The sequence below is a fragment of the Aeoliella mucimassa genome, assembly GCF_007748035.1.
GTDB lineage: Bacteria > Planctomycetota > Planctomycetia > Pirellulales > Lacipirellulaceae > Aeoliella > Aeoliella mucimassa.
In genome coordinates, this window is the sequence record NZ_CP036278.1 from 3,277,712 (window position 1) to 3,298,014 (window position 20,303).

Sequence of the window (20,303 nt, forward strand, 5' to 3'; positions counted from 1 at the left end):
TCCTTTCATTGAATCACGACTCCGGCCGATTGCATTTCGGCAAACGCCGCCTGGCAATCTCCCGGCTGTAGTTCGACCCCTCGCACCCCCTCGGCAATTACGCTTGTCGCCAATCCGAGCTTCACCGCATCGAGCGCGGTGAACTTCACACAATAGTCGGTGGCCAATCCCACCAGATCGACCGCTGTTACGCCATGCTTCGCCAGATAGTCGCCCAGCCCAGTCGCCTTACGATGACCGTTATCAAAAAACCCGCTGTAACTATCGATCGTGCGATCGGTTCCCTTAGTGACTATGTGATCGATCTTCCCGCGATCGAGCTGACCGGCCAGCTCCGCCCCCGCGGTACCTTGCACACAATGGTCTGGCCAGAGGACTTGATCGAGTCCATCGACCACGATCACCTCGCCGACCTTATGGCCTGGATGCTGGCTGGCGAACGACTGATGATCGACCGGATGCCAATCCTGCGTCGCGACCACCAGGTCGTAGTCGTCCATCAGGCGATTCGCGACCGAGATCACCCGATCCCCCTCCGGAACCTGCAGCGCACCGCCCGGTAGAAAATCGTTCTGAATGTCAATCAGCAATAGTGCTTTCATCGGCTTGTCGCTTGTTAGACGGGGATTTCTTGCGGCTGTAAGCTTGTTAATCAATGCTTTTGTGAGTAACGCTCCATGACTAAATCTCGAAGTGAAATCCTTTCTTGGTAAGTCGGTCGTAGGCCCGTTTGTCGAAGCGGTAGAGCCGTGCGGCGCGGTGGGCAACGTCTTTTTCGATCTCCGAGGTTTCTTTCAAGATGCCCATCGCGAGCACTTTCTTGCGGAAGTTGCGTTTATCGAGCTCACGGTCGAGAATCACCTCGTACAAGTGCTGCAACTGGCGTAGCGTGAACCGCTCGGGCAACAGCTCGAAACCGATCGGTTGGTAACGTACTTTGCCGCGCAGCCGTTCGTAGGCGGTCTCGAGTATCTGCTCGTGATCGAACGCCAGCTTGGGTAAATCATTCAGGTCGAACCAGGCGGCGTTGCGGGCGTCGGTGCTCGCTTGTACGTGATGACCTTCAAGGTTTACCAACGCGTAGTAGGCGACGGTCACCACCCGCTCTCGCGGATCGCGCTCGACGCTACCAAACGTATAAAGTTGCTCGAGATAGATCTGATTGAGACCAGTCTCTTCGCTCAACTCCCGGCGGGCGGCTTCGTCGAGTGGTTCGTCGACGCGGACAAATCCCCCCGGCAGCGCCCACTCTCCCTCGAACGGCGGCAAATCGCGCTCGATCAGCATCACCTGCAGCGCCTGCTCGTCGAGCCCGAATACGACAATGTCGACCGTCAACGCCGCGCGGGCGAACTCATAGGTGTAAGCCATGCTATGCTCCTTGGTGTATGATGTACACCACCATAGTGTTGTTAACACACGAAGTCAATTCGATGTTCACTGTTTTTGCAACGCTTTCTGTTGATGGAACCCTTCAAGGCAAGAACGGGGACTAGCTCGCTGAACCCCAGCGGCGGTCGCGAATCATTTGCTCGCGCAATTCGTGCAGCCCGATTTCGAGTCCCACTGGGTACTCGTGCGGATTCATCAGCCGGCGGACGCTTGGGTGCAGCCGCGCGAGCTCGGTGGTCGCCCGCGATCGGCTCTCGTGAATCGACTCGGGACGGGAAACCAGGTCTCCTCCCCGCAGCACTGGCACCAGCAAATCGGTGCTAGTAGCCTCAGGAGGAAAGTGTTTGCGACGGTTTGCATCCTTGACGTCGACAATGCTCTCGCGGGAGTCGATGCCGGAAGTTTCGTCGTAAATCATGTCGCCGACCAAGGTGCCTTGCTGCTCGAACCGCCGGACCTGCAACACGCCTGGAATCGTGGTCTTGGCGGTTTGTTCCGATAGTTTCAGCTTTGGTTGCCAGCTACCATCGGGCTGCTGCATGGCTCCGAGCTTGTAGACTCCCCCGAGGGCGGGTTGGTCGTAGGCAGTTGCGAGCTTTGTGCCGACTCCCCACACGGCAATCTTGGCCCCCTGCCCTTTCAGGCTTTCGATGATGTGCTCGTCCAAATCGTTCGAGGCGACGATCGTCGCCTGGGGAAAGCCCCCTGCGTCGAGCATCTTACGGGCTTCGATGCTCAAGTAGGCCAGGTCGCCAGAATCGAGCCGAATGCCCACCATCTCGTGCCCACGCTCGCGAAGCCGTTTGCCGATTTCGACCGCGTGCCGCACTCCATCGAGCGTGTCGTAAGTATCGACCAGGAACACGCAGTTGTTCGGCATCGCTTCGGCGTAGCCGGCGAACGATTCGAGTTCGTCGTCGAACGACATCACCCAACTGTGGGCGTGGGTACCTTTGACGGGGATGCCGAACTGCTTGCCAGCCAGCACGTTGGAAGTAGCCGCACAACCGCCGAGATAAGCCGCCCGACTGGCTGCCAATCCGCCATCGACTCCCTGGGCTCGTCGCAAACCGAACTCGAGCACTGGCTCGCCGGCCGTGACTCCGCTGATGCGCGACGCTTTGGTCGCGATGAGCGTTTGGAAATTGATGATGTTCAGCAGCGCGGTTTCCAAAAGCTGACATTGGAGAATCGGCCCGCGAACCCGCACCAGCGGCTCTTGGGCGAAAGCCAAAGTGCCTTCGGGCATGGCATCCACATCGCACGTTAAACGCAATTCGGCCAGGTACTCCAGAAAGCCGGCATCGAACAACGGACGATCGTCGTTACCGGTGAGCGTCGCCAGGTAGTCGATGTCGGACGACTCGAATCGAAACGACTGCAGGAAGTCGATGGCCGGCGCCAGTCCGGCCGCGATGGCGTACCCACCGGCGAACGGAGGTTTGCGGAAAAAGAGATGGAACACCGCGTGCTGCTCGCTTCGCTGCAGCTTCCAATAGCCGAACGCCATGGTGAGCTGGTAAAGATCAGTAAGCAGCGCTAATCCGGTAGGAGTCGTCATCGTTGGGCCTCGCTAGTTAGTGTCATTATTACACCATCATCGGACGCCGCAAGTCCCAGCGGCCAACTCTTTCGCAGAACCAGCTCGGTAAACGACGCCGGCTGCCGTTGCTGAGCGACGATTGTGCCCCCACTTTCGTTGTGCCCCCAAAACCCGGAAATCGATGCGCGGGGCGAAATCTTCGTCGATCGCCTCGCTCGTAACCTTTGGCCACTAAAGGGGTTAGCGATATGGCTCATGACGTAAGTCTCCAAGTGTGCCCCCAGGGTGGGGGCTTTATCGGCACTTTTAGCGGGCGATTTCGCCCCACTCGACCGTGGTGATCTCACCGTGAGACCACCCAACGTTCGTACACCTATTAGAGCAATTCGTCGGCTGATTACCACAACGATTTATGGCCATTTCATCCCGGTAAATCGGGGAATGTGCTTGACTCGAATGGGTGGCTAGCGAGGAGTTTTCTGCGGCCGAATGGTCACGTGCTCCATCGAAATCGAGCCGGCGTGCTCGATGACCTCGGTCGCCGAGATGCCTGCGAACTCGCAGTTGGCGAAGCGGATATTGTCGATGATCGCACCTTCGTACCCGCGGACGTACATCACGCGAGGGCTGGCGGTGCTGGTGACGTTTTGCAGTTCGATATTCCGCACGATCGCCTGATGCGGGCCGTTCGGACCTTCTTCGTACAGCAGGTCGATCGTCAGCACGGCTTCGGCCACCTGGCCGATTTGCACGTTCCGCATGAAGACGTTCTCAAGCACCCCGCCCCGTTCGGCGTTGTTCTTGAAACGCAGCGCCCGATCGAGGTGCGGGCTATCCATCTGGCAATCTTCGACCCACACGTTGCGAATGTCTCCCGAGCACTCCGATCCGAGCACCACCCCACCATGGCCGTCCTTCATGGTACATCGGCGGACGATGATGTTCTCGCTAGGCACATCGACACGGCGGCCATCGTTGTTACGGCCCGACTTGATGGCAATGCAGTCGTCGCCGGTATCAAACAAGGTATCCTCGATCAACACGTCGCGACACGACTCCGGATCGCAGCCATCGCTGTTCGCTCCGTGACTCTCGATGGTCACCCCGCGTACGGTGATACTCTGCGAGAGCACGGGGTGGATCACCCACATCGGCGACCGCACGATGGTGACTCCTTCGATGAGTACGTTCTGGCATCGATACGGCTGAATAAAATTGGGTCGCAGGTAATGCCCCGCGCCGAACACGCGCTCGGAGACAGGTTTGCCTGTGGTGCCATACTCCACCAGCGCGTTGCGATCCTTCACTTGCAGCGCCGGACCCCGTTTGCGAAGCGCTGGGTCCTTGGGGTTCCACGCCCACCAGGTTTCGTGAGTGGCCCCGCCGTCGAGGGTGCCTTGGCCGGTGATGGCGATGTTTTGTTGCTCGAACGCATAGATCAGCGGCGAGTAGTTCATGCACTCGGTCCCCTCCCACCGAGTAAACACAAGCGGGTACTCGTCGAGGTCGAACACCCACTCGAGCGTCGCCTGCTGTTCAAGATGCAGATTCACGTTGCTACGAAGCACGAGCGCGCCGGTCGGCCAGGTGCCCGCTGGCACCACCACGCGTCCCCCACCCGCTTCGTGGCAAGCGTCGATCGCCTGCTGAATTGCAGCGGTACAACGTTCGCCAAGCTTCGCCCCGTACTGGGTGATATCGAAGCGACGATTTGGGAACGTTGGGGCTTCGATCCGGTCGAGCACCGACTGCATATCGCTCCAGCCACGCGGGGTGAAGCTTGCCTTCGCTCGATCGGCCTCTGGATTCCACCCATCGTCGCCAGACAACACGTTGGTCATGGTAAGTTGCTCCGCCTGATCGTTGTTGAGCTGTGTTGCCCAAGTGACTCGCTCTTCGCCGGCCGCTCCAGGTCCGCTATTCTGATACTCACTATACCGCACGGTCGATTCGCGGGCGGGGTCGCTCCAATTGTGCCACCCCTCGGGGCGTATGGATTCGGAGAGCTCACACTGCAGGAAGCATGTCATCGCATGGCTTCGCCAGGGCCGCCCGAGGTAGGCCCGCACGTCTGGCTCGCTGGTGACTCGGCAACGGTGAAACACGAACCCGTAGGATTGCTCTTGGGGCGTGGAGGCGGCAGTGATGTAGCCGCTGCCGCGAAGGTGGATGTCGCACGCTTCGAACCACGCCGTCGCGGCGCCGAAGATGAAATCGACATGGCCCTCAATACGACAACGCTCGAAATAAGCGCGACCGCGATTCAAGAGGAGCGTATCTTGCCAACCGAGAAACTGGCAGTCGCGAAACACCAGCTTGTCGCCATCGGTCCGCATCGCGAGCGCCTGACTCCCCGGCCCTGCAGAGTTCTGAATGGTGAGTTGTGCGAACTCGCAACGCTCTCCATCTACCTGTAAGGTCGGCGTGCGGAACGTACCGAGCGGCTGGCCATCGTCGCCCAAACTCTTGGCATTCAAATGGTAGGTGAGAATCGTGGAGCTGGCCTCCTCGCCAACAATTCGCAGGTTACCCCGCTCGCGCTGGATGTAGACTCGCTCGTTGTAGGTACCAGGCTTCACAAGGATCACCCACGCGGGCCCCGCAGGGCGGTACGGCGCGGCATACACCGCATCTTGGATCGATGTGTAGTCACCGGAACCATCGGCTGCTACGACTGCGTCGGCTGGTGGTGTGCGATCTTCCGGGGCACGATTGGTCTGGGCGAAGCAGTTACTTGCAATACCGGCAAGGACTATGAGAAAGACGAGTCGGCAACGATTGGTTTGCATGATAAGAATTAGGTATAGAAGAGGTGATTAGAAAAGCTACAGGTGCTTACCAAGCCATTCACGCAGCTTGCGTTTGTACCCTTCGTCGAACTGGTCCCACTCCGACTGGCGGTGCGGGGCTCCTTCGATGCGGTATAGCTCGCACGGTACGTCCCACCGCTGCTCGGCGATCTTTTGCTGGATGTGTACCGACTGCTGGAGGGGGACACTGCGATCGGCGCTACCATGGATCAGCAGTATCGGTGGCATCTTGTCGTGCAGGTAGTTGATCGGCGACGCCTCGTAGAGTCGCTGCAAAGTGATTGCCAGCGACTCGTCCTGCTCGCAGTTCATCAAGTCTCGCAGGGCTTTGCTAGGCCCGCTGCGGCGGCCGAGATCTTCGAGAAAGTCGGTAGTCGGCGCCAGACCGATGAGTCCCTTAAGTCGGTGCGGACTGGTATCGCGTATGGCCGCCCAGAACGCCAGTTGCCCGCCGGCCGAGTAGCCAAGTATCGCGATGCGATCAGGGTCCCCGCCATACTCCGCGATGTGATCCTTGGTCCAGGCGACTCCGTCTTGCACGTCGTCCAAGCAAGCTGGCCAACGATGCTGGGGGCTCAAGCGATACTCGAGCGACACGTAGATGCACCCCGCTTGGGTGAGTGTCTCGAGCACCGGGGCGATCATCGTCTTACGATCGCCAGATCCCCATCCCCCGCCATGCACGACGATGACCACCGGCAACGAGCGATCTGCCGACTCGCTGGCTTCCTTGGTCTCGACCTGCTCAGGCACCACCACGTCGAGCAGCAACTCCTCGTCGCCCACCTGCTTGTAGGTCAGTGTGGTCACAGTGGGTTCGGCCGTTGCTGGCTGCGCAGTTGCGAGTAACAACACGAGTGCGCACCCCTGGATCAAACGCTGCCATCGCTCTGCTATATACAAAGTGAGTGAAGCCATCGTTCTTTCGATCCTGGAGTAGAGTCACGGTTGCCAACCAAGGCGGACCTGTTGAGGAGTGTCGCTGCCAATAGCGAGACGTCATTGTCGCATAGGAGCCCCACCAGTCGCAACGCGCTGTCTGCTGCTACGTCGTTCTTATAAGCAAACAAGATGCGTACCGCACGCGAGTCTGTTTCAATCAAATTCCTCAGTATTTCGCAAATTGACCAGTCGATAAACTGCCAATCTCGAATTGGTCACATCACCCAATGCATACCCACGATTCATCGGCATCCTGATCGGCGACTTTGCTATACTGGCGAGCCGCTTGTTCGTGATCACTGTATGTGTTCTCTTCTTCTCCGCTTTCCTCATGCGGATCGCATGGTGGGAGCCCTTTACCGACTGGCAGGTTACCTGATGCTACGATGCCTTGCGTTTCAGCCGATCGTTTCCCGCTTTAACCTCAAATGCCTTGTCACTTCGATGGTGAGTTCGCTGGTCGCGATCTCTTCTGCGATGGCTCAGGTCGACGTTGATAGCTTCCCCGAAGCGAAGCTCGATTTTCCGATTGCCGATGGTCCTTTCGAGCCGACTTGGGAGTCGATCGACGAGCATCATCCGGGCGAGGTCCCTTGGTTCCGCGAAGCGAAGGTCGGCATCTGGATTCACTGGGGGCCTCAAGCTGCGGGAGAGTCGGGCGACTGGTACGCGAAGCATATGTACCTGGAAGACCACTCGGCAGCAGCGAACCATCGCGAGCGGTTTGGCCATCCCTCGGAGTTTGGGTACAAAGACGTGCTGAATCAGTGGAAGGCCGAGAAATTCGACGCCGAGCGTCTGATGGACTGCTTTCATCAGGCGGGTTTTCGCTACGCGGTGATCATGGGCGTGCACCATGACAACTACGATTTGTGGGATTCGAAATACCAGCCATGGAACTCCACCCGCATAGGCCCGAAGCGGGACATTCTAAAAGAGTGGGTCGACGCAGCACGCTCGCATCAGATGCGCTACGGGGTGACGTTTCACCATGAGTATACCTGGTGGTGGTGGCAACCCGCGTTCGGTGCGGACACCAATGGCCCGCTGGCTGGGGTTCCGTACGACGGCAACCTTACCGCGGCCGATGGTAAAGGGACCTGGTGGGATGGACTTGACCCGAAGGATTTGTATGGCATTCCGCTCACAGGATATCCCGCCTACGAACCGATTCACCTGATCGCCCACGGCCGCCAGGGCATTTTCGATCACCATCAGGAGTATGCTCGGCAGTACGCGACGCAGTGGGCGCTGCGGATCATGGATGTGATCGACAAGTACGATCCCGACTTCATCTATACCGACGGCAACTCCACGCAGCCTTTTAGCGGCAAACGGAGCGGTTCGGGCTGGAAGTGCGACGCCGCCCAGCGGGTGGTCGCCCACTACTTTAATCGCACGCTTGAGCGACGAGGCGACATCGATACGTTTGCCATCGTCAAGTTCAGCCGCCCACAGCACGGGCTGGCCTCGACCAGCGAAAGCCGGGTGTCGGGCGGGATCAACAGCTCGCGAATGTGGATGGGCGAGCGGGCCATCGGCAGCTGGTTCTACGCGCCCGACTTTGTGTACGACAGCGGTTCGGTGATTCACTCGCTGCTCGAGTACGTGTCGCGCGATGGCAACTTTGCTCTCTCGGTGCCACTGACGCCGGAGGGGGAACTTACCGCCGAGGCGACCACGATGCTCGAAGAGTTTGGCGCCTGGATGAAGATCAACGGTCAAGGCATCTATGGCAGTTCGGCTGCTTTCACGTTCGGCGAAGGCTCGCACCAGTTACCCGGCGGGGGACTCAATCAGAAAACGGCTGACTATGAGTTCACCACCGAGGACTTCCGCTTCACCAAAGGCAAAGATGGTGCCTTGTACGTCTGGTGCATGACCGTACCAGACGATCTCGAATGCCTGAAGATTCGATCGCTGGGAACCTCGCGTAAAGGAGTGTCGCCCCCTCCCAAGAGTGTCGAACTGCTCGGCAGCGATGCTCCCGTAACCTGGAAGGCGACCGGAGACGCCCTAGAGATTACGTGCCCGATGATGAAAGAGTTTCGCACGGCAGTAGGATTCCGCGTGCAGTACTAACGCAATCAGAAGAGCCATTTCCTCGGGGGAAATCAAAAGAGACTGCTCGCGCACGGCTGGCACAAGCTTGGAAATGCCGAATGCCGTGCGCGAACAGTGATGATGGCCGACTTAGCGAAGCCGATAGCCTAGTCCTGCAACGGCAATCGCCAGTAATAGCCAACTCGAAGGCTCGGGAACCGCACCAACACCGCTGATGGGAAGCGACGAACCAAAGTTCGCCTTCCACAGCTCGTAGTGTTCGTACCCCACGGTACCCAGCCCGTTATCGTTCGGCAGTACGCCACTGCCAAGATTGTCGCGCCAGACGGTGTAGTCGGCCAGGTTCACGATGTTATCTTCATTGTAATCGCCTGGCAGTGCGTCGGCCGTAAAGGCTCCGTACATGACCGCGCCGGCCGTGCCTTCGTCGTCGCCCATCAACAGGAAGTTAAACTGCAGATCCTGCGTGCTCCCAGTGTAGAGCGGGCCGAGGTTAATGGCCGCTCCTGGACCGATGGTGGTGAAGCCTTCGGTGTCGAACTCAGCCAACAGCGAAGCCCCGTTGTCGAGTGCTTCGAGCCAGGTGTTGGTAGTGGCCGACTGTTCGGCGAGACTGTTCCAGCCCGCTTCGCTCAAAGCACCGCTGCTCGAGAGGATCTCGTAGGCGTCGATCTCCACGGTGGTGCTCGACGTGTTGCGAAGATACACATCGCCTGAACCGGAGGGGTCGACTTGCAGCACGAGATTATTCACCTTCGAACCGGTATACTCCACCCGCCCGGTGAAGGTCTTGCCATCCGACGAACGGCGATACACAAACTGCAGGTCCTCGGTGTCGCCGGCGAACGTGCCAGCCAGCGGTTTGTAGATGCTGCCGAGGGCAACGTCGCTGCCGAATGTCGCATCGGCACCGATTTTTAGCTCTCCAATGTTGCTGGTGGTTTGGGAGGTTTCGATCCAGTCAGACCCAAGCTGACCACTCTCCACCAGGCTCGTCCAATCGCTCGCTTTGTCGCTCAGCATGCCGAGATCGGAGCCGACGTAGTAACCGTCGAGGGTAATGCTCGAGCTACCAGGGTGCATGATGGTCGCCGCCCCGGTGTCGCGATTTACTTGCAGTACCAGGCGTTCTTCGATCATGGCGGTAATGCCGACGCGGCCGCCTCCTAAATCCGTCTGAACGGTGGCCAACGACTGATTCGGAGCCAATCCACCGATCCAGCTTAACGAGCTGAAGTCTCCGGTGATCGAATCGGCCTCGACAACGGTCCATGTATCCGTGGCGGCTGGTGTGTAACCGGTGAAATCGAGCACAAGCTGTCCACCCACGGTAGCACTGGTGCCGGCTGATATAAAACCGTTGTTCGCGTTACCGGCGACCCCCACCTGATAGCTACCCGTGAGCGAAAGACTGCTATCGGTACCTACGGTCGCACCGGCTCCGATGGCCAGCGAAGAACTGCCACCAATGGTAAAAGAGCCTTCGGAGGTGAGCGAACCGCCCGACAGCACCGAGACCGCCCCGCTGCTCACGTTCAGCTCGCCATTGGTGTCGGTCCCCGCGCGAATGCTCAAGGCTCCGGTGCCAAGCACATCGAGACCACTGGAGGAGCTAATAGTCAGCGAAGCTGGACTGTAGGCTCCGACGGTATCGACGACCACGGTACCACCAAAGTCGATGGCCGCGCGTTCGTCGACCACTTGGGAATAGTCGGGAATGAAATTGACCGCCCCGACCGGATCGTACCAGTTAGTTCCCCCCGAAGCATTGGGGTTGTTATCGGTTTCAGTGAACCAGTTGTTATCGGCTGGATAAGGGCTGTAGTCGGGGTGCTTGAAGTAATACGTCACCTGGGCGAAGCTCGAAGAAGCCACCCCCACGCCCAGCAGCACTAAGGCAATCACCATCACGCGAGGGTTTACCTTGAGGCGACGCACCAACAGCAAGCCGGCGCCGACTGCAGCGAGCCACAACGTGCTCGGCTCAGGGACCTTGGCGGACAGGAAACCAAGATCGACGCCTGCTAGCGAACCGGTATAGTTTTGTTTCCAGAGTTCAAAGTCAGCGAAGTCGACAAAGCCGTCGGCGCTCAAGTCGCCATCCAACCGCGAGTTGGCCGATTGACGGAAATTGTCGGCAATGACCTGCAAGTCGGCAAGATCGACGCCGTTGTAGCCATCAACATCGCCCGCTGGAAACATGAAGTTCAGTGTCATGGGACCATGCCCGTTGCTAGTGCTCCCTTCGCTGCTATCGATGCGGTACTCTTTGCCGTCGGAGGTGCTGCTGATGAACAACAGGGTGACCAAACCGTCGGTATCGGCATTCAAGAAGCTACTGAAATCGAGATCCGAACCATTCGAAATGAAGGGCAACGGTTGCTCGTCGACGCCGTCGAGGGTTAACGTACCGAGCATCGTCGCGTCGCTCGTAAAACCAAAAGTGCCGACGGGGGCATCGTTCACCACGCCGGCTGCGTTGGAGTAACTAATTTCGGAATCGTCCCAGTCGACTCCCAGCGTATCGACCGCGGTGATGGTGTCGTTCAGACCATACACGTCCCACACGCCTGGTCCGTTGTAGGAACTGCCCGTGAATGTTCCGCTGAGGGTGACTTCGTTGGTGAAGAACTCCGGATTGATACCGGCGATGTCAAACCGCACGTATCCCATCCGAATCCGGGTGGTGGAACCATCGTCGTACCAACGTACTTCGACCGAAGACTTCCCCCCATGGTGACTCGTCGGGCCGCTGCCACCACCGTTGGTAATGTAGGTATCGGCATCGGGCGTTAAGCCGTAGAACTCTTGCGCGTCGGCCCTGACGGCCACAATAGCCGTGGCTGCCATGAGCAGCGTAGTCAGGTTAAATAGAGATTTATGTGTCATCAACTTCTTCTCCCTTGAACAGCAATGGCGGGACTTAACTGGCCAGCCGCGTTGTGTTTGATTAAGAAAAGTGCACACGATGCGGTGCTCAATACAGGACGAGCACCCTTAGCGACTTCGGCGACGCACGATTGCTATGCCGACCGCACTTACTAGCGTCAACAGCATGGTTCCAGGCTCAGGAACAGTGGCTGTGAAGAAGTCGAGATCGATGCCTTCCAACGAGCCACCTGCATCGACATAGGCCGTTTTCCACTGTCGAAAATCAGCGAAGTCAATAAAGTCGTTGTCGACCAAGTCGCCCGCGGAACGAGCGGTTTGCGCAGTGCGGTAGTTTTGCAAGATGGGATTCAGGTCGTCGAGGGTTACCAGACCATCGCCGGTGGTATCGCCTGGTATCGGCTGCGCGTTGGCAAAGGCGGCCGTGATGTCGAAGTTGTACCAACCGAGAGCACGACTATTGCTGTTGGTTTTCGAGACGTTGATATCAAACGTTGGATTCTCGCCGAAATGGTCGCCGGCGATGTCGTTGTCGTAGCTGATTCTAGGACTGACGGTCAAATCTCCAATCAACTCGCGAGTGTCCGTGTAGGTGCCACCGCTTGCCAACGGGGCAGTGAATTCGATGTCCCAATCCCAGGTTCCGCCGCTGCCGACCCCCGGAACAATCCGGGTGGTCGACAGTGACAGATCCGTAATCACCTCACCAGGATCAAGGCCAGTGACAGCAATCGACCACGTTTGACTTAAGGCACCGCTGCTGCTGCCCGTGCGGAAGTAGTACCGATTGTCTTGAAGGGTCTTTCCTGAATAGCCTGTGATGGTAACGGTGAAATCGCCGACATCAGGGTCGCTGATTACGTAGCTGTTCTCCTCGTCGCTTTCAGTGGTCACGGTGGTGGTAGCTGCCATCGCGGACTGGCCGGCAACCATCGCTGCGAGCGAGTACAATGTAAGGACTGCGAATCGTAGTTTGTGCCTAGTCATCTTGATTCCATGATGGAGTTAATGGTTACACGCTCTTAAGCGAAGCGCAGAATAGGTGTGCAGCTACCAACGCCGCACTGAATAGCACACGAAGGCTCGCTAAGCTCTTCGCCGACGAAGCAGACCGCCCAAGCCCGCCATGCCGAGACAAAGCATGCACCAGGTAGAAGGCTCCGGCACACGAGCGGCGGTTATATCGAAATCTCGCCATCCCACAGCGCGAGTGTTACTGGCCACGTTCTTCACTACATTCACGTAAAACGTAGGATCCTGGCCAAAGTGGTCGCCAGCCACGGCGGCCGAAAACGCGATATCGGGATCGACGGTCACTTGCCCGTTGTTAAGCACCCGCGTGTCGGTGTAAGTACCCCCGCCTGCCAGGTCGGCGGAGAATTCGATGCTCCAGTCCCAATCGCTTCCGCCGCCAACGCTAGGGGCGATACGGGTGGTGTTCATCACAAAGTCGCTAATGTATTCGCCGGCATCGAGACCGGTGATTGCGATCTGCCAAGTGTCGTCGATTGGATCGCGCGAACTGCTAGTTCGGTAGTAGTAGTTACCATCCTTCTCGGCTTTACCCGAGTGCCCCGAGATCGTCACGGTGTACTCACCGACGTCAGGATCGTTGACGACGTAGGAGGTTTCGGTATCGCCCGAAGTGTTCACGCTCACTAAAGCGGCCGTAGCGTTTGCCCCCAAAGTGCCGAAGCACAGCACAGCGAGAAGGGCGGCGAGTTTTGAATAAATCATTAGTCGCTCCTCAAAGAATCAGACCGTACGCAAGATGAAAAAGACAAGATGACTCCGCCTCGCTCGTGGCGTCGCCAATTCGGTATCAAGAAAATTCGCGTCAGGCAGACTGTTTGACCAAGCTGAAGATTAGCACGCGCTGGTGCTCTAGTTACCCAAGCATCCGCGCATGCATTGCAACGTAGGAGATCCGGCAGTCGCCTTTCCGCCGTAGCACTGATAAGGAATTGAAGAGTTGTCCGCCACACCGGCGATTCTATGTGTGGCGGTAATCCGATGTCAACGAAACTCGGGGGCTCATTTACGCAAGTTGTAAGTCACAGCTTGCATGTTGACTTTGTAAGCGATGAAACGAGAGTCAGCACCTCACAAATGCACTTTCGTAAGCTCACACTCTTGCGTGCAACTCATCTAAGAAGACCACTGTCGTTACCTTTGGATTGCCTACCGACCTGGGCAATCGCTTTGCTAACCATCACCCATCCGAGCGGCTTCCACTCTCGCTCCTCCAACTTCCGTCTCGTTGAACGGTCGCTCCCGCTCCTGGGCGTTGGCAAACGTCCACCAACGTGACGACAACCAGGGACTATCAGCTCATTTTATCGCGGTTTTCGCCATAAAAATCCTGGCACCAACGAGTCGACCTCCCCTTGGCCCCATGTTAAAATGGGGGGTGTTTAATTAGTCCCTCTGTTTTTTGGGCCAGCTACTGATTTACCCCCCTCTAGATTCGGATCCCACCATGATTGCCCGCCTGCTATCGTATTGTCTCACCCTCTTACTAGCCGCCTGCTTGGCAACCTCACACGCTCAAGCCGCCGAAGTGGTTGCATTCTGGGGCTTTGCCTCGGATTACGATTTCGACACAAACCCCACCAAACAAGCTTTCGCCGCCGATGTCGATAACACCATGTCTGGCGATGCCATTCTCGAAGCCTTCCGTGGCGATGGCGATGATCTCGACGACAACGGTGGTGGCGGATTCGTCTCCTACACCTCCCCCTTCAGCGGTGTTACCTACGAACCGACTCGCACAATTAAATGGGACGATCTGGCGGGCGGCGGTGACGACTTCGACATCGATGGGGTCGATACCTTTACCCTCGATAAGAACGACGGCGCTGGAGCAGTAGCCGGCGAAGACTTCGGCAACGACGCGCTGATGTATATCACATTCGATGGCACCGGCTACAGCGACTTCCAGTTTCGTTTCGACATCGAAGGCACCCCGGGCGATCTGCCTAGCTCGTTTGATGTGTTCTATCGCGTCGATGGCCCGAGCGGCACCTGGTTCCGTGATGCCGATCAAAACAACATTTCACTGACCTTCTTCGACTATGATCCTGCCGACCCCGAAAACCAATTCGCCGACAGCGGTATGATCTCGTTGTCGCCAATGCTCGATGGTTCGTCGACGATTGAATTGATCATTAGCGACTTCAACGAATTCGGAAACAGCGAAATGGAGATCGATAACTTCGAGATCGTCGGCCAGAGCGTGCCAGAGCCTAGCTCAATCGCCATCGTCGCTCTCGCCCTGGTTGGCTTTGCTGTAAGCCGTCGCAAGTAGACTACGAACCCAATCGACTTCTGTCGGCAGTAGCACGTGCCGCTTGTCCGATGCTCCACACAGAGCGGTAGCGTCCTTCTGGGACGCTACCGTTTTATTATTGGCTTCGCTGCTACCCTGGATGGGCGATAGATGGCCCTCAGGGTCCCTTGCTGGTAGCGGGGTCCCTAATGCGATTTCTCCCGCAAACCACGATTTTGCCTTGGTAACCGCGGCCGAAACCGTCGCTTTTCATGAATTTTCGATTAAGATAAACGGAGTTGCGCACCATTTATCTATAGAAGGCGGACTGCGTAACTTACTACTCCCAACACTCTTCAATTCAGAGCTTGATAGGCTCCTGCAACTGGATGCGGTCCGCGACATTCGTCGTTCGCACACCCGGAACAGGCAGGCATGGCGGTATTTCGAAAGCGGCACCACAACTCTCGCACCAAATCTCATGCGTCGCGTCGTAACAGAGGTTCGCGCCTGCGCATGGAGCAGTTGGAAGACCGTCGTCTTCTAGCGGTGGTGATTAATGAGATTCACTACAATTCGGCCGACAACACCAGCTTTGAAGAGTTCATCGAACTCTACAATACGTCGTCGGAACCGGTGGACTTATCGGGCTGGGAATTCACCGACGGCATCGACTACACGTTTGCCGAAGGGCAAACGATCGCCGGCAACGGGTACGTTGTCTTGGCCCAGGATCCCGCGACTCTGCTTTCTGAGTTTGGCACCGTTGCCACTGGTATGTACGCAGGCGGCTTGAGCAACGGCGGCGAGCGTGTTGCGTTGTCGGACAGTAGTGGCAACCTGATCGACGAAGTCGAGTACAGCACGACCTTCCCCTGGCCAATCTCCCCTGATGGCGAGGGGATGTCGATGGAATTGGTGAATCCCAACCTCGACAACAACCTCGGCAGCAACTGGCGTCCTGCTTTCACCGAACCTTTGTTCGCCAGCCCCGACGATGGTTCCACCTCGGACTTGGTGAGTGGACTCGTGCATCGCTGGAGCTTCTCCGGCAATCTCGAAGACAGCGTCGGTGGCGATGATGCCACACTGGTCGACCCTGCTGGCATTACAGAGTTCGTCAACGGCCGACTGGATGTCTCACGCAATTCGGGCCAACTCTCGAATCAGGTACCTTTCGAATCGGGAGCCTACGTCGACCTGCCTAACGGCATTATCTCCGATCTTGGCGAGAGCGCTACGTTCGAATGGTGGGGTACAGTGACCCGCAATCGCACCTGGGCCGAGATCTTCTCGTTCGGCACCAGCGACGGTGGCGAAGACAGCTCCTCCAGCGCGTCGGGCCAGAGTTACATCACACTCATCCCCCGCGCCGACTCGGGCGATCTTCGACTTTCCCATCGCAATGGAACTACCAGTGTAGAAACCTCGATCGACTGGTCGCAATCACCAAACACGAACACCGAGTATCACTTTGCCGTTGTCTGGGATGGAGCATCAGACACCCAGTCGCTTTACGTCAACGGTCAACTGGTGGGACAAAGCTCCACCACGCTTGATCTGGCCGATCTAAACGACAACAACAACTGGCTCGGACGCTCGCAATGGAACGATCCGCTGTTCGACGGCTATCACAACGAGTTTCGCATCTACAATCAGGCTCTTAGTAGCTCAGCGCTTGCCGAAAGTTACGAAGCGGGTCCGAATGCGGTATTCGCGGGGCCAACGATAAACTCGTTTGAAGCCAATCAAAGCTCGATCGTCAGCGGCGAGACCGTCGTACTCACCTGGAATGTGACCGACGCCACCTCGCTCACTATCACACCTGATGTAGGGGACGTTACCAATCGGTCGGGGACCACAGTCAGTCCCACCGAGACAACTACTTACGTATTGATTGCGACCAACAACGAGGGCACCACCTCGCGGGCAGTCACCATTACCGTAGAACCGCAGCGTGCAACTCCAGGAGCGGCAAACGCCACGCTGGCAGACAACGCAGCCCCTGCGATTGCATCGATCGACACCTCTGGTGGCGACACGTCTGAGAGTATTGGAGTCGTTACTGCGGAAGTCTCCGATCCCGACGGGGTTGCCTCGGTTGAATTGCAGTATCAGATCGTGCTACCAGGCGAGTATATCCCCGCTCGCTTGCCCGTGGACGTCGACGCTCTGGTCGCGAACGCCACGCTGCTTCCTACGGCTAATCCCGAGTACTTCGACCTGGCAAATTGGACTACCATCGTGATGGTGGACGATGGTACGGGAGAAGACGCGGTAGCTGGCGACGGCATCTACACCGCGTCGATACCGGCCCAAGCTCACCGCACGCTGGTGCGATATCGTATCGAAGTGTCCGACACGCTTGGCGCTACCGCGATGGCTCCCTACGCCGACGATGCTTCGCTGAACTTTGCTTACTTTGTCTACGATGGCATTCCCGACTATGTCGACAATAACAACCAGCTGCTAGCCGATGCCGATGCGTTGGACTCGTTGCCGGTTTATCACTTGCTGACTCGTGCCGAAGACATAGCCGAAGCCAACGCCTGGGATTCCGACGACCAGATCCCCCAAGGCACCGAGGCTCGCTACACGTTCAACTGGGGCGGCACCATTGTCTACAACGGCAAAGTCTACGACAACATCCAATATCGCCCTCGCGGAGCGAACGGCCGCTACTACGGCGAAGGCAAACGGAGCATGCGATTCCGTTTCAACGATGGCAATTGGTTCGAACCTCTCGACCAGGATGGTGAGCCGTATCCCGAACAATGGAAAACGCTGACCACAGGCAAGGGATTCGACAACCACTCAACGTTAACTTACTCGCTGAACGAAGCCATCACGCTGCAACTCAGCAACATGCTTGGTTTGCCAGCGATCGAAACGCACTGGTTCCAATTCCGCGTGATCGACGATTCCGCCGAAGCTCCTGATCAATGGAACGGGGATTTCTGGGGAATCAACTTCGCCCTTGAGGACTACGACAAACGCTTCCTCGATGCGCATGACCTGGAGGAAGGCAACCTTTACAAACTCAACAATCAGACACAAGACGCCGAGCGTCAACTCGATTACCAGGCACCGAACGCGGTGTCAGACGGGTCGGATTTCAACTACGTTGAGTACGCGATGGGCCGGGCGAGCGACAAAATTGAGTATCGTGTCGACCTCGAGAAGTACTTCATCTACCACGCCTTGTCCGAAGCAGTTCGCCATTACGACTATTGGCCCACGGCCAACAAGAACATGGCCTACTACTTTGCGCCGAACTACACCGCTGAGAAAGACTACAAAGGGGAGCTTTGGCTGCTGCTTTGGGATACCGATGCCAGCTGGGGTCCGACTTGGAACGAGGGCAAAGACCTGGTTTACGACGCCCTGTTCGAGAATTTCGATCCGTCGTACGCCGACAGCCTGATCAAACCCGCGTACTACAACACCCTACGTGAACTGCGTGACCTAATCTGGCAGCCTGACCAACTTGAGGGCATGATCAACGAACTGGTTTCGAATATCCTGCCGCTCGAAGCTGCGGATCGCGCTCGCTGGCAAGGAGCTCCCGATTCCGCTGGCAACTACGATGGTCTCAGCGGCGCTGGCTCCGTGTCGCTGTCGAATCTCGTGCAGGACATGCTGAACTTCGCGTTCGTGGGAGGAAACTGGCCCAGCGGAGGCACCAATTCCACCGGCTACGTCGGTCCTGGCGGTCGGGCGGCGTATCTTGATGATCAACTCGTCAACTCTGGCGAAGAAGCCCTCATTCCCGAAACACCGGTAATCACCTACGTCGGCGATCCCGGCATGGCGGCCGACGAGCTCGCGTTCGAAGCCACGACGTTCGCCGACCCTCAGGGGAATAACACCTTCGGTGCGATGGAATGGCGAATCTCGCAAGTCACTCCCGTATCCGCGGGACTTGATACCGACCTGGAGTTCCTCGACGAGTGGACCGCCAGCTGGACTTCGGGAGAGCTCACAACCTACAGTTCCACAATTGCCCCTTCCAGCTCAGCTGTCACTGCGGGAGAAATCTATCGCGCTCGTGTTCGCTATCAGGACGACACCGGGCGGTGGAGCCACTGGTCGGATCCCGTTGAGTTTGTCGCGGCAGAAGCCAACGGCTCAACCACACTGGCGATTACCGAACTGCATTACCATCCAAACAACTCCAGCCTTGTCGATGAAGACGATCAAGAATTCATCGAAATCCTGAACACCGGAAGCACAACAATCGACTTGACCGGAGTGCAGATCACCGACTTTGCCTCGACCCCCTACGTATTCTCGCCGGGCCAGATGCTGGCACCAGGAGAGTACATGGTAATCGCCCGCACTCCGGAGGTGTTCGAAGCCGTCTATGGAACGAACGTCAATCTAGCCCTCGATGGATTTGGTGACCGTAATCTCAGTAACGGCGGCGAAACTATCTCGCTGCTTGACGCATCGGGCAACGTGATCCAGAGCTTTACCTACAGCGACGACACCCCCTGGCCCACTACTGCTGATGGCGATGGCCCTTCTCTGGAGATCATCGATCCGCTGGGGGATGCGAACGACCCGCTCAACTGGAGAGCAAGTCGCTACGATGGCGGTTCCCCAGGGGTCGAAGCACTCTCGATCCCCGGCGACTACGACTTAAGCGGGGTTGTTGATCAGAACGACTACCTCCTCTGGAAGTCACAGATCGGCTCTAGGGTCGCCATTGCTGGAGCAGGTGCCGATGGCAACCGCGACGGAGTGGTTAGCCTTGGCGACTACACGATCTGGCGTGACAACCTTGGTGCAATTGCCGAGGTGGCCAGTATTGGTTCGCCGGAAGTCGCTGCCGTGTCGAGTACCACGGAACCCGCAGCTCCCCCCGTGGTTGTTGAGATCCTGGAGCCGGAACAAGAGCAAGAACTGCAAGCAGAACCACAAGAGTACTTGCCAACAGATCCATCGCCCGCACCTGCGGCCGATGCACAGACGACGAATTCCACCACAACGACCCTTCCGCAAGTAGCTCAGATGCAGCTGCCAGCGAGCAGCGGGTCTCAAGCACGTCAAGTAGCGATCGAACAGCTCTTCAGCAATTCGGACCCAACCGATCCCGCACTGCTCTGGGCCCCTCGCTTCGCTCGTCGACATGAAGTCCGCCAAAGCTCGGTCGACCAATCTCCCCGGAAACTGGTTGCCACCCCCGCAGCGGTCGATTCCCTTGACTCTCAGGATCTTGAGATCGATTGGCGTTGGCAACTTTCTACCAAGCGAAGGTAACTCGTCTTCAGGCTCTCGCTATGTGGTCTACCTCAGGATTCTTACTCAATTCTAGAGGACTTGCTGAGCAAATTCTGGCTTGACGCCGAATGGGCGAGTATCTACTGTTCAAAGATCGGACGGACGCGTCCGT

Annotated in this window: 11 protein-coding genes; 3 read left to right on the forward strand and 8 right to left on the reverse strand. The window is 57.5% G+C overall.

Annotated features, from left to right (window positions below):
- Positions 1-5: 5 nt before the first annotated feature.
- The 5 genes from pncA to Pan181_RS13215 form a co-directional block, all read right to left on the reverse strand.
- Positions 6-602 (reverse strand): bifunctional nicotinamidase/pyrazinamidase, encoded by a 597-nt coding sequence (pncA, locus tag Pan181_RS13195; protein ID WP_145247279.1) that lies wholly within the window; start codon positions 600-602, stop codon positions 6-8.
- Positions 603-681: 79 nt separating this feature from the next.
- Entirely contained in the window at positions 682-1,371 is a 690-nt protein-coding gene (locus Pan181_RS13200; RefSeq protein ID WP_145247280.1) for an NUDIX hydrolase, read from the reverse strand.
- 121 nt (positions 1,372-1,492) lie between these two features.
- On the reverse strand, positions 1,493-2,953 hold the full coding sequence (locus tag Pan181_RS13205; protein ID WP_145247281.1) for a nicotinate phosphoribosyltransferase: 1,461 nt from the start codon (positions 2,951-2,953) through the stop codon (positions 1,493-1,495).
- A gap of 446 nt (positions 2,954-3,399) precedes the next feature.
- Positions 3,400-5,724, reverse strand: coding sequence for a pectinesterase family protein (locus tag Pan181_RS26125; RefSeq protein ID WP_197529235.1), 2,325 nt, complete (start codon positions 5,722-5,724; stop codon positions 3,400-3,402).
- 36 nt (positions 5,725-5,760) lie between these two features.
- Positions 5,761-6,663: an alpha/beta hydrolase gene (locus Pan181_RS13215; RefSeq protein WP_145247282.1), complete on the reverse strand. Its 903-nt coding sequence runs from the start codon at positions 6,661-6,663 to the stop codon at positions 5,761-5,763.
- Positions 6,664-7,065: 402 nt separating this feature from the next.
- Here Pan181_RS13215 and Pan181_RS13220 point away from each other — a divergent pair, with 402 nt between their 5' ends.
- Positions 7,066-8,769, forward strand: coding sequence for an alpha-L-fucosidase (locus tag Pan181_RS13220; RefSeq protein ID WP_197529236.1), 1,704 nt, complete (start codon positions 7,066-7,068; stop codon positions 8,767-8,769).
- Between the two features lie 111 nt (positions 8,770-8,880).
- Here Pan181_RS13220 and Pan181_RS13225 read toward each other — a convergent pair whose 3' ends face one another.
- The 3 genes from Pan181_RS13225 to Pan181_RS13235 all read right to left on the reverse strand — a co-directional run bounded on the left by Pan181_RS13225 (position 8,881) and on the right by Pan181_RS13235 (position 13,377).
- Complete coding sequence (locus Pan181_RS13225; protein ID WP_145252199.1) at positions 8,881-11,640, reverse strand: PEP-CTERM sorting domain-containing protein; 2,760 nt, start codon at positions 11,638-11,640, stop codon at positions 8,881-8,883.
- Positions 11,641-11,748: 108 nt separating this feature from the next.
- Positions 11,749-12,552 (reverse strand): PEP-CTERM sorting domain-containing protein, encoded by an 804-nt coding sequence (locus tag Pan181_RS13230; RefSeq protein ID WP_197529237.1) that lies wholly within the window; start codon positions 12,550-12,552, stop codon positions 11,749-11,751.
- 174 nt (positions 12,553-12,726) lie between these two features.
- Positions 12,727-13,377: a PEP-CTERM sorting domain-containing protein gene (locus tag Pan181_RS13235; protein ID WP_145247285.1), complete on the reverse strand. Its 651-nt coding sequence runs from the start codon at positions 13,375-13,377 to the stop codon at positions 12,727-12,729.
- Positions 13,378-14,119: 742 nt separating this feature from the next.
- On the opposite strand from Pan181_RS13235, the gene Pan181_RS13240 reads away from it, so the two are divergent.
- Together Pan181_RS13240 and Pan181_RS13245 are read left to right on the forward strand one after the other, a co-directional pair.
- Complete coding sequence (locus Pan181_RS13240) at positions 14,120-14,947, forward strand: PEP-CTERM sorting domain-containing protein (protein WP_145247286.1); 828 nt, start codon at positions 14,120-14,122, stop codon at positions 14,945-14,947.
- A 396-nt stretch (positions 14,948-15,343) separates the two neighbouring features.
- Positions 15,344-20,170, forward strand: coding sequence for a lamin tail domain-containing protein (locus tag Pan181_RS13245; protein WP_145247287.1), 4,827 nt, complete (start codon positions 15,344-15,346; stop codon positions 20,168-20,170).
- Positions 20,171-20,303 lie beyond the last annotated feature (133 nt).

Coding starts and splice junctions, on each gene's coding strand:
- pncA (WP_145247279.1), bottom strand. CDS start 602: ATGAAAGCACTATTGCTGATTGACATTCAGAACGATTTTCTACCGGGC.
- Pan181_RS13200 (WP_145247280.1), bottom strand. CDS start 1,371: ATGGCTTACACCTATGAGTTCGCCCGCGCGGCGTTGACGGTCGACATT.
- Pan181_RS13205 (WP_145247281.1), bottom strand. CDS start 2,953: ATGACGACTCCTACCGGATTAGCGCTGCTTACTGATCTTTACCAGCTC.
- Pan181_RS26125 (WP_197529235.1), bottom strand. CDS start 5,724: ATGCAAACCAATCGTTGCCGACTCGTCTTTCTCATAGTCCTTGCCGGT.
- Pan181_RS13215 (WP_145247282.1), bottom strand. CDS start 6,663: ATGGCTTCACTCACTTTGTATATAGCAGAGCGATGGCAGCGTTTGATC.
- Pan181_RS13220 (WP_197529236.1), top strand. CDS start 7,066: ATGCTACGATGCCTTGCGTTTCAGCCGATCGTTTCCCGCTTTAACCTC.
- Pan181_RS13225 (WP_145252199.1), bottom strand. CDS start 11,640: ATGACACATAAATCTCTATTTAACCTGACTACGCTGCTCATGGCAGCC.
- Pan181_RS13230 (WP_197529237.1), bottom strand. CDS start 12,552: ATGGCAGCTACCACCACCGTGACCACTGAAAGCGACGAGGAGAACAGC.
- Pan181_RS13235 (WP_145247285.1), bottom strand. CDS start 13,377: ATGATTTATTCAAAACTCGCCGCCCTTCTCGCTGTGCTGTGCTTCGGC.
- Pan181_RS13240 (WP_145247286.1), top strand. CDS start 14,120: ATGATTGCCCGCCTGCTATCGTATTGTCTCACCCTCTTACTAGCCGCC.
- Pan181_RS13245 (WP_145247287.1), top strand. CDS start 15,344: ATGGCGGTATTTCGAAAGCGGCACCACAACTCTCGCACCAAATCTCAT.